The following is a 15,218-nucleotide window of genomic DNA, read 5'->3' on the forward strand; positions in this document are numbered from 1 at the left end:
TTCGCGGTTCGTTAAAAAATCCAATAATCCTCAATGAATGCAGAATCCATCCTTCAATCTTACCAACATTTCGGCGTCCATCTCGGCTTAGAAAGAATTCACCAACTTCTCCAAAAACTAGACAACCCCCACCAACAAGTACCCATTATCCACATTGCCGGCACCAATGGCAAAGGTTCCGTTTGCGCTTATCTCTCTTCCGTACTAACAGAAGCAGGCTATCGAGTTGGACGCTACACATCCCCGCATTTAATCGATTGGACAGAAAGAATTTGCATCAACCAAAAACCGATTTCCCCAACAGAATTGCAACAGTGTCTAGAACGAGTTGTCGCCGCTACCGAAAATAACACCGAAACTCCCACTCAATTTGAAATAATCACCGCAGCAGCTTGGCTGTATTTCGCCGAACAAAAAACAGACATCGCAGTCATAGAAACTGGATTGGGCGGTAGATTAGACGCGACTAACGTTTGCGAAACACCTCTCGTTAGCGTCATCACTTCTATCAGTCTCGATCACTGGCAAATACTCGGCCCCACCGTGGCAGATATTGCTGGGGAAAAAGCGGGAATTCTTAAAGCAAAATGTCCGGCAGTTATCGGAGAATTGCCAGAATCAGCTAGAATAGTAGTAGAAAAACGCATTCAAGAATTAGACTGTCCGGCAACTTGGGTAAAACCAGCAATAGATTTAGGACAAGGATTCGCAGAATATCAGTTAAATCAAAATGCGGTTAAAATAAAATATAAATTGCCGCTGCTGGGAAAAATTCAACTAATGAATTCAGCAATTGCGATCGCAACTTTGCAAACTCTCCAAAACCAAGGATGGCAAATTTCTCCAACCGCCATCGAAAACGGTATCGCCAAAACCCAATGGCCCGGAAGACTCCAGCAGACAACTTGGAAAAACCGCAATATATTAATTGACGGCGCGCACAACCCCGCCGCCGCGATCGCCCTGCGTGAATATGTCGATCGCCTGAACAATCACCCGTCACCGATTAACTGGGTAATCGGCATTCTTGCGACTAAAGACTGCGATGATATTTTGAAAGCATTACTCAAAAAGGGCGATCGGCTTTACTTAGTACCCGTACCCGATCAAAACTCATCATCCCCCGCAGAATTAGCCACCCTAGCTCAAATTATCTGCCCCGAATTAACTCTTTGTCAAGCCTTCCCCGACTTAACAACAGCTTTAGATGCTGCTGTTACAGGCGACAACCTAACAATCCTTTGCGGTTCGCTTTATCTCGTCGGCCATTTTCTGCAACAACAACAATCCCAAGCTTAAACGCATCCTGCCTTAAGATGAATTCTTCGGGTAAACTGGCAAGAGGTGCTTCATAGACACTGGGTTTCTTGTCGTAACCTCATGTCCGTTAGCAACGAATAGGAGAATAGAATCCGCGTTGTGAAGAGGCGGTAATTTCATCATTCGATAATAACTTAAAAGCTTATATATGCTTATATATGGCGACACAAATTCCCATTATTTAATAATACGTCAAGTAGCATAAAAAAGCAAGAGGTAATCTAAAAGAAAATTAATGCCCCATGCCCAATGCCCAATTTTTGTTACAATACAAGTGAGTTTAGAAAAATTTAGAGATAGAAGTTTATGAGCAGCCTTATATCGGTGCAAACGCTAATTGAATATATAGAAGCTTTGCCAGCCCAAGAGCAAACTTTACTATTTGACGAGCTTTTCAGGCGAAACATAATCAAGCAGCGTCAGGAAAACATCGATTATTCTATAGTCAAGGTATCTGGTGACTCGGCGAGGTGGCAAGAAGCACTAGAAAAGTTCCTCCAGGAAAACACCAAGGATAGAGTAAACATGGTCAAATTTTTGGACGCGGTTCGCAAAGCAGACCCGCTTATCATGGCAGAAAGAGAAAAGTCGCGCCAGGAAAACACCAAGGAGACAGTCAAGACAAAAACACTCTTAACAGGTAACGCTACCTGCGACATTCGCGCAGCCGATCGCACTAACTTTGGGGGCGAGTTCGACAGCTCAACGGCTCACGTAATCATTAAAAACGAATCAGACAGAACAGTCAGTGCAGCGTTGCTGGGATGGCCCGAATGTAAAGCTTTTGGCGAGACGCGATCGCAAGCACTGCAAAACCTTCACGATTTAGTAAATGCCCAGCTAGCCGAAGCAGAAATCGTCTCTGTCAAACTCACGAATAGTCGATCGAACAATCCTTGGGTGAGGTTAGCTGGTAAGTATGAAAACGATCCGTATTACGATGAGGTATTGGCACACATAGAAGAATATCGCCGCGAACTCGATGCAGAAACCGAAGCTTATTACAGTCAAATTGACGCTGCGGTTGAGACAGAATGAGCCTATACATACTTGATACGAATTGTTTCTCCGAGTTGCAAAAGAATCATCCAATGATGGTGCAGCGGGTCGAGGTTAACGCAGAAAACCTTGCTGTAACTATCGTAACCGTAGAGGAAGCAATTCGCGGCTGGTTCGATTTTATCAGAAAGGCTTCGACATCTTCGCAAGCGGACAAATTAGTATGGGGTTACACCAGGTTATGGGATACATTAGATGATTTCAAAAATCTCAACATTCTGAAATTTGACCAGAATGCTTTCACTATTTACACTGAGTTCCGTCGTCAAAAAATACGCATCAGCACGCAAGATTTGCGGATTGCTGCTATTGTACTTGCTAATAATGCTATCCTCGTTACGCGCAACAAACAAGATTTTGAGAAAGTGCCTGGTTTAGTGCAGGAAGACTGGACTATTCAACCTTAAAAGCAAGAGGCGAGATCAAAAAAAAATCCCGCCCCAGCTTCACTTAAAAACTACCTTTGATCCCAAGCCTTAGCCGCATCAGCAACAGCTTGGTCTACCGACTTCTCATCCAACATTGCCGCCTGCAAATTGTCATAAATCGCCTTTTGCAGCTTCTTAACATCCTTCAAAGGCGGAATCAATAGCTCGGCGGAACTCAACCCAGAAGCACTAACAATCCGAGCTCGATCGGCAGCAGGAGCATCAGCAGGAACGCTCTTAAAATAACCGTCCTGCAAAGCCTCAACCGTAGAAGGCAAAACATTAGCAGCCTTAGCAAAAGCCAACTGATTTTGAGAATTAGTCACGTACAAAGCAAACTTGACAGCATCATCAGGGCGCTTGCTGTCGCGGGGCACAACCAAATTCATCACCGCCACAGTCTTCTTGCCTGTTTCCCCCGTAATTTGAGGCGCAGCAGCCGAAACAGCACCAATACTCGGAGCATTCTCAGCAATCGCCTTCAAAAACTGAGGCCCAGAAGCTAAAAAAGTAGTTTCCCCAGCTTGATAAAGCTCGATCGCCCTGCGATGTCCCTGCACCAAAACATCCTGTGGCAAAAGTCCGTTCTTGTACAAATCCACCCAATACTGAAAAACCGCTTTGCCCTTAGCAGTATTAAAAGCCGCCTTGCCTTTAGCGTCAACCAAAGGCACACCCATTTGCACGAAAGATTGCAAAACTTCCGCCGAATCTTCCGGCACAAAAGTCACAAAAAAAGCAAACTTACCAGTCTTCTCCTTCACCTGCTTCGCAACAGTTGCCAACTCGGCATAAGTAGCAGGAGGCTTAGCAATTCCCGCCTTCTTCAACAAGTCCGTATTGTAAATTGTCACCCCAGTCGTGAGATACCAAGGAATGCCAAAAGTCTTGCCGTCGAGTACACTCGCTTTCCAGATATTTGGGAGATAGAGCGATCGAACTTGCTGCGGAATCCGAGAGTCCAAATCCAGCCAAGCATTGCGCCCCGCCAACAGCGAAGCAAAATCGGGATTTAGGTTAACCACATCCGGCGCAGTTTTCGCCGAAACAGCCCCCAAAATCTTGCTTTCCATCGCCGACCAAGGAACGTCCACCCAACGCACCTTCACCCCCGGATTTTCGGCTTCAAAACCGGCGATCGTCTTGTTGAAATACTCAGTAAACTGAGGTTGAAGCTGCATAGTCCAGAACTCGATTTCCTGCGTATTATTTGCCTGGGAATTAACAGCCGGCTTGCTGCAACTCACCACCGCCGCCAGCAGCAGCCCCACCAGCCCAAATACAGCAAAAAGTTGCCAAGATTTACGTTTCATAGAATAAAATTTGAGAGTTATGGGAACCGTCAGACAAAAAAGCGCTCGCCCGAATCAAGCGCGATGAGTCAGTAACAGAGTTTTGTACCTGGGTTCAGGAGCGAGATAGTCTGTTTTTGTGCAGAATCGGCGGGTTTTTGGTCGATCGAGCTGGAATTTATTGACATTCTCCGCAGAATAGCTATTGTCAAGTAAATTGGATAGCATAAAATCGGAACTAGCGATCGCGCAACACAGACGGAGCTGCGTAGCTACGGCGGGATACCGAGATTACAGCACTCTGGTGGCAGTTGGAAACCAACCCTCCAACAAGCCTGCGCGCTGAATCAGGCTGGCCAACTACAAAAGAAAAAAATAGCAATTATCGGCGACCCAATCACATGGTTAACTTTTTCAAAGGTCTACTTTCCCAACGCCAGCCAGGAATCGGGCTCGAAATAGCCCCAGACCGCATCAACATCATTCAGCTCGAAAAGAAAGCTCAGGCATTAAAATTAGGCATCCTAGCCTCAATAGAAGTTCCAGAAGACTATATACAAGAAGGACAAATAGTCGATCCGCCGGGAATGGCAGAACTAATAAAAGCCGTCCTCGCCGAAAACAAAATCAAAGCCAAGCGAGTAGCCACAGCCATTCCCGGCCGCGAAGCTGTCATCCGCTTAATCCCTGTTCCCGCAGAACTCAACGAAGAAGAACTGCGGGATTACATGAACGCAGAAGCAGGACTGTACTTGCCGTTTCCCAGAGAAGACGCCGACGTAGACTATCAAAAAATAGGCCTATTTGTAGATGACGACGGAGTAGAAAAAGTGCAAGTCGTGTTAGTAGCAACCCGGAGAGAAGTTACCGATACATACATCGAAACCTTCAAAGAAGCCGGACTGATTATAGACGTACTAGAAGTAACCAGTTTTGCCCTAATCCGCACCCTCAAAGACCAACTGCAACAATTTTCCTCCCAAGAAGCCGCTGTTCTCACCGCCATAGAATTTGACAGCACCGAGTTAGCTATAGTAGTGGACGGCATACCTCAGTTCAACCGTACCATCCCGATCGGCACCTACCAAATCCAGACCGCCCTCAACCAAGCCATGAACCTGCCGCCAACCAGAGACACCAGCGAACTGCAAGGCATGACCCTGCCCGTCACAGATACAATGGGCGCATCGGGAGACGCCAATCCGGGAACAAATGCGATGATAAAAGTATTGGGAGAACTAGCAGACGAACTGCGCCGCTCAGTAGACTTTTACCTCAACCAGAGCGAAGAACTCGAAGTAGCGCAACTGCTGCTAGCAGGCCCTGGAGCTGCGATCGGCAAACTAGACGAATTTTTTATGCAAAGATTAAGCTTGCCCGCATCTCAAGTCGATCCCATCGAAACCCTAGGACTCGAAATCAGCCAAGAAATTACCCCAGAACAGCGAGCAGGTTTAGGAGTCGCCCTAGGTTTAGGACTAAGGGAGGTTATGTGACCTAACAGTTTTAGATGAGAGAAAAACCGATTTGAGAATTTTAGGTAAAAACCCCTTCCAAAAGAAGAAGGCAGAAAGCAGAAGGTAGAATATTGGAGGTAGAAGGTAAAAGGTAGAATATATCTGAGGTAGAAGCAGCCCCTTCCTTCAGTAGAAGGCAGAAAGTTGTTTCTTTCTCCCTAAATAAATCCTTCACTTGTACCAGCAATCTTGGGTTCTGTCTAAAATCTAAAATTTCAAATTTAAATCTATAGCAACAGCCAAGACTGTTAGGACCTTCTTAATTGCTGAAACATAAGCGGTAGATAACTTTTTCCTTCTACCTTCTACCTCGTGCCTTCTACCTTTTACCTTGTGCCTTCTACCTTCTTCCTTCTGCTATAAAATCGAGTGAAGCCATGTACAGCCTAGATATTAATTTTCTCAACGACCGTCCGGACTACAAACCCGTTGCAGCAGCCAAAAGCTCAACTAAAAAAAGTTCCGGTGGAGCCAAAGACCAACTGCCCATATATGGGGCGGTACTGTTTGCCTTTGGGATCAACGCCGCAGTCATGGGAGCCTGGTGGTGGGCGACTAACGAAAATACCAACTTGGCCACACAACAAGCAGCCATCGACCAAGAACTGGCAACGTTAAATACTCAAGCCAACACCATCAAAGCCATCAACGCCGAAACCGACCAAGTTACCGCCGAATACAAAGCATTAGCCGGAGTATTCGACCAAATTAAACCTTGGTCGGCGATGCTGCAAGACCTGAGTGCCCGTACTCCGGCGGGAGTGCAAATTGGCAAAATCGAGCAAATCGACCCGAGTCCCTCCCCCGTTGCAGCAGCACCCCCACCCCCTGCAGCAACTCCCGCCGCCTCCCCAGGGGCGAGTCCGTCTCCAGCCAGCCCCGCCCCGGCTGCTGCTCCCGTCCCCGTCGTCCCGCAGCAGCCAGCAAAAGTACAAATTTCAGGAATAGCCAGTACCTTTGCTCAAGTTAACGACTTTATGCTGCTAATCCAGCGCTCTCCTTTCTTCCTTAACACCGATACCAAACTGATAGCGGCCACATTAAAAAACAACCCCGCACAATTACAAGTGCGTAACCAAAACGCAGCACCACCAGAACTTCCCAAACTGCGACCGGTGGTGGAATATAAAATTGAAACGACGCTCAGCCCGACGGGGGCCTCCGAGTTGCTCCCCGAGCTGCGAAGCAAGCAAGCAGACGGGCTCGCAATACGGATAGAAACACTTCAAGAAAAAGGAGTGCTAGAACCACAAAAAGGAGAAGTGAAAAAACCATGACAGCAGAGTTTATTTCTAGCGGAAAAGCAGAAGAGACAGGGGCTCAGGAAATATTTGGCATTAAGCTGACACCCCAAGTTCAAGCAATCGGCATCGCGGTTCTCGGGATCCTGATTGCCGGCGGTCTCGGCTACCAGTTCGTACTGCCCGAATTCCAAAAAAGCGGCGAATTCAAGCAGAAACTTAGCGAAAGCAAGCAAACGCAAGTGCAATTGCAAACTCAAATTCAAAAAAAGGCAGAAGCAGAAGCCAAGCAAGAAGAAGCAAAACAGCGCCGGGCCAACGTGACGGCAATGTTTGCCAGCGACGCCAGCGCCAACACGCTTTTGCTTGACATGACCCAACTCGTTAATAGAATCAACGCCGGCGTGCAAGGAGATGACCTCAAGGCTAAAATTACCAAATTTGAGCCCGATATGCCGCCAGCAGCAGCAACCGCCGCGCCGGGAGCTCCAGACCCTGATATTCTGGCCGATACCTCCTTCGGGCCGTCCCTGGCTGGCAAGCTCAGACGCAAAAAATTCAAGGTAGAGTTTGAAGGCACTTTTGCTCAAACCCGCAATTTTATGCGTAACTTGGAATTGATGCAGTCGCTGTTGGTAGTTAGGAATTTGAAATCTGAATTGCTAGCATCAAATCAGCCAATTGAAGTTGATTTTTTGAAAGGGAAAATAGTTCCTGTGGAGCAGCCACCAACTAAAATTAAAACTGCTTTTGACTTGCACGCGCTGCTGCCGTTAAAGCAAGAAGAAAAACCGCCAACTCCGGCTCCGAGTCCTGGTGCTAAGTAGCGGTAGTTGGGCGGATAGATATTAGCTATTGTTCCCAAATGGCTCTTTCACAAGAAGTCAGAAGGCAGAAGTTTGAAAGGGGAAGATTGAAGGTAGAAGTCAAAAAAGTATGAAGGTCAGAAAAATATTTTTTAGATGGCAATCAAAAATTGGCTCTAAAATCTAATTTCTTCTAATACCAGTTTCAAAAAGTAATGGAACTGTATGGCAATCCTTGCAGGAGTCGTAATTTTTTTACCCTACCCCAACCCTCCCATTTGTAAGGGGGAGAGTAAGAAATCCACAAATGATGCGAGGATTGCTGTAGGATAGCTTCTAACCCTTATGTCATCTGTTATTCCCAATCGAAAATTAAAAATCGAAAAGGGCATAACTGCTTCCTTTAAAAAGGCTCGAAGCGAGAATATTTTAGTCAGTTTAGCAGCTAGCGACAAAAGACTGCGAACAGCAAATAAAGTGTAGTGGAGGAGAGAACGTGAAACAGCATCTACGGTTAAGTGGAGGACTCTTATGCAGTGTTGCAGGAGTTCTGATCGCCCAAGCCCCCGTCTTGGCATTGCCGACTCAGGTCACAGGAGTGCAAGTAAGTCAAGGTAATAATGGCGTAAATATTGTTCTGGCGACAGAAAAGGGCGATCGCCCGCAAGTTTTCGCCATCAATAACGGCAATACTTACCAAGCCACAATTATTAACACCCAGCTCCGCTTGCCACAAGGCAACAGCTTCCGTCAAGATAACCCCGCTCCGGGAATTTCTTCAGTAGAAATCAGCCAGGTAGAGGCTAACAGCATCCGCGTTGTGGTAGCCGGCACCAACGGAGTTCCCAACGGACAAATTGTGCCGGGACAAGGCCAAAGCATCGTCCTTAGCGTTGCCGGACAGGGTGGTACAGCACAGTCTGCCCAAACTCCACCCCCGCCGCCTCCGGGACTGCCACTGAGCCAAACAGCTCCCCCCCCGGCTCCCCAAGTCCGCACCTCGCAAAACCCAGGCGTGCTGCTGCCAAATCCCGAAGTTACTGTTACCAGGAACGATCGCCCGCCCCTCCCCAGCGAAATACAATCCCAGACAAATCAGGCTGCGCCTTTCCAACCGCGGGCAGTTGCTCCGCCCTTGGGAGATATCGCAGTGTCTAACATCGCCCCCGGCGCGGGAAATATTGAACTGAGTTCGGGAGAACGCATCCCCCGCTTGGTATTGCGGGATGCCCCAGTCCGAGACGTTTTAGCTCTGCTTGCCCGCGCTGCTGGCTTGAACATTGCTTTTACAGGCGGCGGGGCCCCTGCTCAGCCGGGCCAGCCAGCAGTGCCTGGTCAGCCAGGAGCTTCCGGCTCGGATGAAGGGCCGAAGATTTCTTTGGACATCGAAAATGAGTCGGTGCAAGATGTTTTTAATTACGTGCTGCGACTCAGCGGACTGCAAGCTAACCGCCAGGGGCGGACGATTTTTGTAGGGACGAGCTTGCCGATCGACTCACGCAATATTATCATTCGGACTTTGCGGCTCAATCAAGTTCGCTCTACGGATGCAGCTAACTTTTTGAGCGCTCAAGGCGCGGAAACTCAACTGCCGATTACTCGGGTGACGATTCAAAGCGTGGGCCAGGGAAATGCGGCGCGGGATGTGGAAATTAGGGAACCGGACATTAAGGCGATCGGCGCTAGGGAAGGCACGGGGCCGCTCTTGCTGAGGGGACTGTCGGTGCTGGCGGATTCTCGGCTCAATTCCATCACTTTGGTGGGAGATCCGCGCAAAGTTGACATGGCTGTGGCTTTCTTGACCCAGCTAGATTTGCGCCGCCGTCAAGTCGCTGTCAACGTCAAGGTGATCGATATCAACTTGTTGGGAAATAACGACACTAGGAGCAGTTTCTCTTTCGGAATTAATAACAATTTCTTTGTCAATGACAATGGGGCGGCAACTCTCAATTTTGGCGGCATCAATCCGCCCAATACAACGCAGCTCGATCAGAGCTTGACCGGTAGGCCGATCATCGGCAACCCTTTAGCAGAACTGGAGCCTTTCTATGATGCGAACGGCCGACGTATCGTTCCGTTTACAGGTCAAGGTCTCGAAGGCCCCGCCAAAGGTGTGTTCCTCCAGCCGACAGCCCCAGTTACTAATGACCCTACGCGAGTTGGAATTACGGATTACGAGCCTGGATCGAGGACAGGCTCAGGAATTGCAGAGTTCGCCCTGTTCCCGGCGTTCCAGTATCCGAGGAGGTTCCTGTCGGCTTTGCGGGCAACTATTCAGAGCCAGAATGCCAAAATCTTGACCGATCCGACTCTGGTGGTTCAAGAAGGAGAAACGGCGAATGTGAATATTACTGATGAAGTGATTACTAACATCACGTCCGACACCGAGACTACCGGAAATACAAGTACCACAACGGTGACGGCAGTCAAAGACAGGGCCGGTTTGCAGTTGGGGGTGGCAATTGATCGAATTGACGACAACGGTTTTGTCTCTCTGCGGGTGAACCCGATTATCAGGACACCCGGCACCACTCAAAACCTTTCGACTGGCCCGAGCACCAATACTATCACTCTGCTGGGCGAGCGTTCGTTGCAATCCGGGCTAATTCGCCTGCGGGACGGTCAGACTTTGATTGTTTCGGGGATTATCCGAGACGAAGAACGGACTACAGCGAACAAGATTCCGATTTTGGGAGATTTGCCGATTATCGGTTCGCTGTTCAGGAGAACCAATAAGACCAACCAGCGGGCGGAGTTGATTGTATTGCTGACTCCACAGATTTTGGATGATAGCGATCGATCGAACTTTGGCTACCAAAACAACATCAGTCCCGACGCCCGCCAACTGTTGCAGCGCAGTCAGCCCGTCCAGCCGAGACAGTAGGAACGAAGGAAAAATGCCTTGCTGTCAACTTTCCACGCTCTTTCCCCTGAGTCCGACAGTCCGACAGTCCGACAGTCCGACAGGGGTTGAAACCCCTGCCTCAAAGCTAAAGTCCTCGCTTCAGAGGACTAAAGAACTGATTAGTCCTCTGCAAGACGACTATAAATCACTCTTTCAGTCGTCTTCAGACGACTTCAGCTATGAGACAGGGACTTCAGTCCCTGGCGGGTTTCGGGAGAATGAAACAGCCCTGGCCCACGGGGAAAAGAAAGGGGAAAGGAAGAAGGAAGAAGGAAAAAACTTTTCCTTTAGCCCTTGACAAATTACATTGTATTCCTTCTATTTCTATTTTTTTTTCGATCAGAAATCCACCGAGGCGAGAAATCTTGTCTCCAAGGTGGTATTTTTTTACCTAAATTTTGGGATTAATTACAAAAATTAGCAAGTTCCATATAAATTAAAGGTTCCACCGATCCATAACGGTCGGCAAGACTTTAGAATAATGCAGTGAAAATTAGATGCTGTGGGGTTTTCAGCAGTTAGAAACAAAAATTCCTTCTCTGACCAATTACCCTAGGGTAATTGGTATTCAGCAGGAGTTGTGATTCGCGGAAGCGGACGGGAGCAATCGGGAACCACCCAAACCTCCCAATCCACACCTCAATCCAGTTGATAACTCACAGCTAATAGTTGAACTAACTCTGTTTAACGTAATTTTGCAAATCGAGAAGGACTTCGCAATGAACAAAGGTGAATTGGTTGATGCAGTGGCGGAAAAGGCTAGCGTGACGAAAAAACAGGCAGATGCTGTTTTGAGTGCGGCCCTGGAAGCAATCATGGAAGCTGTCTCCGATGGCGACAAGGTGACGCTGGTCGGTTTTGGCTCGTTTGAGTCGCGGGAACGCAAGGCCCGTGAGGGTCGCAATCCCAAAACTGGAGACAAGATGGAAATCCCGGCAACCAGAGTTCCTGCATTTTCCGCAGGGAAGTTGTTTAAGGACAGAGTTGCACCGCCGAAAAACGCAGAATAGCTGGCGAACTGAGTCTTGATTAGACCTTTACACGGTGGGAATTTAGCTTGGGCAGCCGCACTGGCAGGCTGCCCTGCCTCTGCTATTGTCGATTTTTCTGCGAGTATCAGTCCTTTGGGCCCTCCTGAGTCGGCCTTGAATGCGATTCAAGCTCACTTGAGCAGTCTGACGGCTTACCCAGACCCGGATTATGGAGAGCTCAGGACTGCTTTGGGTGAGGCTTTGAATGTTGACCGGGATTGGATTTTGCCAGGGAATGGTTCGGCGGAATTGTTGACTTGGGCGGCTTGGGATTTGTCCAAGCTGGAGGCGACTTATTTGGTAACTCCGGCTTTTGGCGATTACTCGCGGGCTCTTTCGGCTTTCGGCGCGCAGGTGCTCAAATACCCTTTGGATCTTCAATCTTGCACCATTGTCAAGAACGGCCAAGATGCCCATTCCACAAGAGATGAATTTTGTGGAACAGGCATGATGCCTGTTCCTAAACAAGTAATTGAGCATGGTGCAACCTCTCAGTTGGATCTGAAATCGTCCGACGCGGAGGCTGGAAGCCGGTTAGTAACCGATGATTTGTCGGTTTCTAACCGTTCCCTTGTATCCCCTTCTTTTCGTATCCCAGTTCCTCTTGGTCTCGATGCCGCCTCTCGACGAGGTTTGCTACTGAACAACCCGCACAATCCTACGGGTTTGCTGTTTGCTAGGGAGGCGATTTTGCCTTATGTGAAGCAGTTAGGTATGGTGGTGGTGGATGAAGCCTTTATGGACTTTCTACCGCCTTCTGAGCAGGAAACTTTGATCGATGCTGTTGAGGAGTTTCCGAATTTGGTGATTTTACGATCGCTCACTAAATTCTATTCTCTGCCCGGACTGCGGTTGGGCTGCGCGATCGCCCATCCAGATATTCTGCGCCGCTGGCAGTTACTGCGCGATCCTTGGCCTGTGAATGCTTTGGCTGCTGCTGCTGCTGCTGCTGTGGTGCGAGATACTGTTTTTGAGCAGCAAACCTGGGATTGGCTGCCTGTGGCTCGCCGAGAGCTATTTGAGGGTTTGGCTAATTTGCCGGGTTTGCAGCCAATTGCCGGGGCGGCTAATTTCTTGTTGGTTGAGTCGTCGATGTCGGTTTCTTCGATTCAAAAAAGTCTGTTGGAACGACACCGGATTTTGATTCGGGATTGTTTGAGTTTTCCTGAGTTGGGCGATCGATTTTTTCGGGTGGCTGTGCGCTCAAGGGCGGACAATCTGCGGCTGATTGCTGGACTTAAAGAAGTCAGTAGTCATTAGTCATTAGTCAGTAGTCAGTTGTCCGTTGATAAACCGATTTTATTGGTCGTTCGAGCGCACCTACCCAAGAAACCCGGTTTCTCTGATAAATCTTGGGTTTTACAGCGAAGTATCTAGGCAGAAACCGGGTTTCTGACCCCGCGCGCCGATCGCCCTAAACTACTAACTAATGACTACTGACTAATGACTAATGACTACTGACAATCAAGCATCCAGGATACAAGCTCCCGGATTCATCCGTCCCGAAATAAAAAACCTGTATCAGATGAAACTTGCCCCCCGAATTTATCCGTGGTCAATGCTTCAATTCTAAAATCTAAAATCTAAAATCTAAAATCTAAAATTGATTGACTTCTTTATTTATGCTTGACTATGATTTAGTGATTATTGGTGGAACTCCGGCCGGACGTTATGCTGCTTTGACTGCAACTAATTTCCCGGCCCGCGTTGCTTTGGTGGAACCGCTCAGTAATTCCCAAGATTTGCCGACTGGGGGGAAAGAGTCGATCGACCTTGGTTGGAGATACAGCCAAACTTTGAGGGAGGCTGCTCGTTTTGCTCAGCAGATCAGCCGCCAGCAGTTGGGGGTGCGCTGGGAAGTCGCCAATTCCTCCATGCCGATCAAATTGGGGTTTGACGGGGTTCTCAAGTGGGCCGAGGGTGTTGTTTCTAATTTGTCAGAAATTGATTCTCTCGGCCTTTTGGCTGCTCGCGGGGTGGATGTTATTTTTGGCAACGGCGAGTTTGTTGCGAAACCGGATTTGGCTTTTGTTGTCGGCGGGCGAAAATTGCGATCGCTCTGTTATTTGCTAGCTTGTCCAACTCTGCCGGCGATTCCCAATATTGAAGGACTTTCGTCTGCTGGCTTTTTTACTTCGGAAACTGTTGGGGAATTAGCAAAACTTCCCCAGTTGCCTAAAAGTTTGGCTGTAATCGGCGCAGATCCCAGCGGTGTCGAAGTGGCTCAAACTTTTGCTCGCTTGGGGGTTGCTGTCACTTTGGTGGTGAAAAGTTCGCACATTTTGGCTAAAGAAGACCGGGAGGCTGCTGGTTTGGTGCAAGCTGGAATGGAAGCTGAGGGAGTGCGGATTCTGACTGCTACTGAGGTGACTCAAGCTAGGGTGATTGATGGTAAAAAGTGGATTCAAGCTGGGCCAAGGGCGATCGAAGCTGAGGAGATTTTTCTGGCCGCCGGTAGAGGACACAATTTTTCTTCGTTAAATCTCGAAGCGGCTAAGGTTAAATTCAGTGATCGGGGCGTGATTTTAAATGAAAAGCTGCAAACAACTAATCACCGCATTTACGCGATCGGCGATGTTGCTGGGGGTTATCCGTTCCCTCACATCGCTAATTACGAAGCTGCCGTTGCTGTGAAAAATGCTTTGTTTTTGCCAATGTTTCAAATAGATTATCGCGGGATTCCTTGGGCGATTTTTTCTGACCCGCAGTTGGCGAGGGTTGGCTTGACTGAAGCGCAAGCAAGACGCCGTTTTGGAGACGATCTGATTGTTTGTCGGGAATATTTCAAGAATGTTGAAAGAGCTCAAATGTCGGGGGATACCACTGGTTTTTGTAAGATTGTCGGGCGTCGCAATGGTGAGATGTTGGGAGCGAGTATTGTCGGGCCGCAAGCTGCTGAGTTGATTCACGCGATCGCTTTGGCGGTGCGTCACGGGATGAAGGTTGAGGCGATCGCCCAACTTCCTTATATTTGGTCGAGTTTTTCGGCAATTAACGGTCAAACTGCTGCTGTTTGGGAGTCGCAGCGCTTGGGCAGCAATACTTTTTCGCGCAATTTATGGGAGAATTTGTTTCACTGGCGCAGGTATTGGAATAAGTAAAGAAATCAACTGTTTGTAGTAGGATTTTTTTTAATTTCTATGATGAGCGCAAAGTTAAAAAGTAACTTGCTAATCACATTGCTCCTCATTAAAATTGTATGTAAATAAATAATATCAATTCCGGTAACACTCATACATGATGGGGAGTGCGGAGTGGGTAGCCGTCCGTGGGAGAATGTGGAATTGTGCGACCTTGACTTGATCATTCCCATCCAACTGGAAACGATATCAGACGCTCAGAAACCGGGTTTTTAGCTCACCGAAATGAAAACCGCGATCGGAAAGCGTCGGGGCGATCATCCGTTGGCGTAGGGATATACAGCACTTTCCAGGTAAGTGAAGTACAGAGAAACCAGGTTTCTTGAATAAAACCGATTTCTGGCGAGAAATCCAGAAGAAACCGGGTTTCTGGGGTGTACTTCATAAACCTGGAATCCGCTGTAAGGAATGAAAAATAAATAACTTAATGAATTACTCAGGTTGGGGTACGGCTCGATAATTCCATTTGGGCAAATATT

At 48.1% G+C, this 15,218-nt stretch carries 13 protein-coding genes; 11 read left to right on the forward strand and 2 right to left on the reverse strand.

All coding sequences use genetic code 11. The annotated features are described in order from the left end of the window. Positions 1-33 precede the first annotated feature (33 nt). The 3 genes from QUA03_RS21025 to QUA03_RS21035 all read left to right on the forward strand — a co-directional run bounded on the left by QUA03_RS21025 (position 34) and on the right by QUA03_RS21035 (position 2,786). The gene (locus QUA03_RS21025) at positions 34-1,299 is read left to right on the forward strand and encodes a folylpolyglutamate synthase/dihydrofolate synthase family protein (protein ID WP_333214628.1); all 1,266 of its coding nucleotides are present in this window, start codon (positions 34-36) and stop codon (positions 1,297-1,299) included. 327 nt (positions 1,300-1,626) lie between these two features. Next, complete coding sequence (locus QUA03_RS21030; protein WP_333214630.1) at positions 1,627-2,358, forward strand: hypothetical protein; 732 nt, start codon at positions 1,627-1,629, stop codon at positions 2,356-2,358. Beyond that, positions 2,355-2,786, forward strand: coding sequence for a type II toxin-antitoxin system VapC family toxin (locus tag QUA03_RS21035; RefSeq protein ID WP_333214632.1), 432 nt, complete (start codon positions 2,355-2,357; stop codon positions 2,784-2,786). The genes QUA03_RS21030 and QUA03_RS21035 overlap by 4 nt, the downstream gene beginning before the upstream one ends. Before the next feature lie 50 nt (positions 2,787-2,836). On the opposite strand, the gene QUA03_RS21040 is transcribed toward QUA03_RS21035, so the two are convergent. After that, positions 2,837-4,120, reverse strand: coding sequence for a sugar ABC transporter substrate-binding protein (locus tag QUA03_RS21040; protein WP_333214634.1), 1,284 nt, complete (start codon positions 4,118-4,120; stop codon positions 2,837-2,839). Positions 4,121-4,500: 380 nt separating this feature from the next. On the opposite strand from QUA03_RS21040, the gene pilM reads away from it, so the two are divergent. The 8 genes from pilM (at position 4,501) to QUA03_RS21080 (ending at position 14,700) form a co-directional block, all read left to right on the forward strand. Further along, entirely contained in the window at positions 4,501-5,595 is a 1,095-nt protein-coding gene (pilM, locus tag QUA03_RS21045; protein WP_333214636.1) for a type IV pilus assembly protein PilM, read from the forward strand. 398 nt (positions 5,596-5,993) lie between these two features. Continuing rightward, entirely contained in the window at positions 5,994-6,893 is a 900-nt protein-coding gene (locus tag QUA03_RS21050; RefSeq protein ID WP_333214638.1) for a PilN domain-containing protein, read from the forward strand. After that, positions 6,890-7,684, forward strand: coding sequence for a pilus assembly protein PilO (locus QUA03_RS21055; RefSeq protein ID WP_333214640.1), 795 nt, complete (start codon positions 6,890-6,892; stop codon positions 7,682-7,684). Before QUA03_RS21050 ends, QUA03_RS21055 begins: the two co-directional genes overlap by 4 nt. 475 nt (positions 7,685-8,159) lie before the next feature. After that, positions 8,160-10,547, forward strand: a complete 2,388-nt coding sequence (locus QUA03_RS21060; protein ID WP_333214642.1) for an AMIN domain-containing protein — start codon at positions 8,160-8,162, stop codon at positions 10,545-10,547. A gap of 740 nt (positions 10,548-11,287) precedes the next feature. Next, positions 11,288-11,578 carry an HU family DNA-binding protein gene (locus QUA03_RS21065; RefSeq protein ID WP_006634837.1) on the forward strand — a complete coding sequence of 97 codons (291 nt, stop codon included), beginning with the start codon at positions 11,288-11,290 and terminating at the stop codon, positions 11,576-11,578. Positions 11,579-11,593: 15 nt separating this feature from the next. Next, positions 11,594-12,859, forward strand: coding sequence for a threonine-phosphate decarboxylase (locus tag QUA03_RS21070; RefSeq protein WP_333214644.1), 1,266 nt, complete (start codon positions 11,594-11,596; stop codon positions 12,857-12,859). 190 nt (positions 12,860-13,049) lie between these two features. After that, positions 13,050-13,172, forward strand: coding sequence for a hypothetical protein (locus QUA03_RS21075; RefSeq protein WP_333214646.1), 123 nt, complete (start codon positions 13,050-13,052; stop codon positions 13,170-13,172). 34 nt (positions 13,173-13,206) lie between these two features. Then, the gene (locus tag QUA03_RS21080; protein WP_333214648.1) at positions 13,207-14,700 is read left to right on the forward strand and encodes an NAD(P)/FAD-dependent oxidoreductase; all 1,494 of its coding nucleotides are present in this window, start codon (positions 13,207-13,209) and stop codon (positions 14,698-14,700) included. A gap of 296 nt (positions 14,701-14,996) precedes the next feature. Here the strand turns inward: QUA03_RS21080 and QUA03_RS21085 are convergent. After that, a partial coding sequence (locus QUA03_RS21085; protein ID WP_333214650.1) for a hypothetical protein occupies positions 14,997-15,218 on the reverse strand: 222 nt, incomplete at its 5' end.

The organism is Microcoleus sp. S36b_A4, assembly GCF_036700645.1.
In the GTDB taxonomy this organism is placed as follows: Bacteria; Cyanobacteriota; Cyanobacteriia; order Cyanobacteriales; family Microcoleaceae; genus Microcoleus.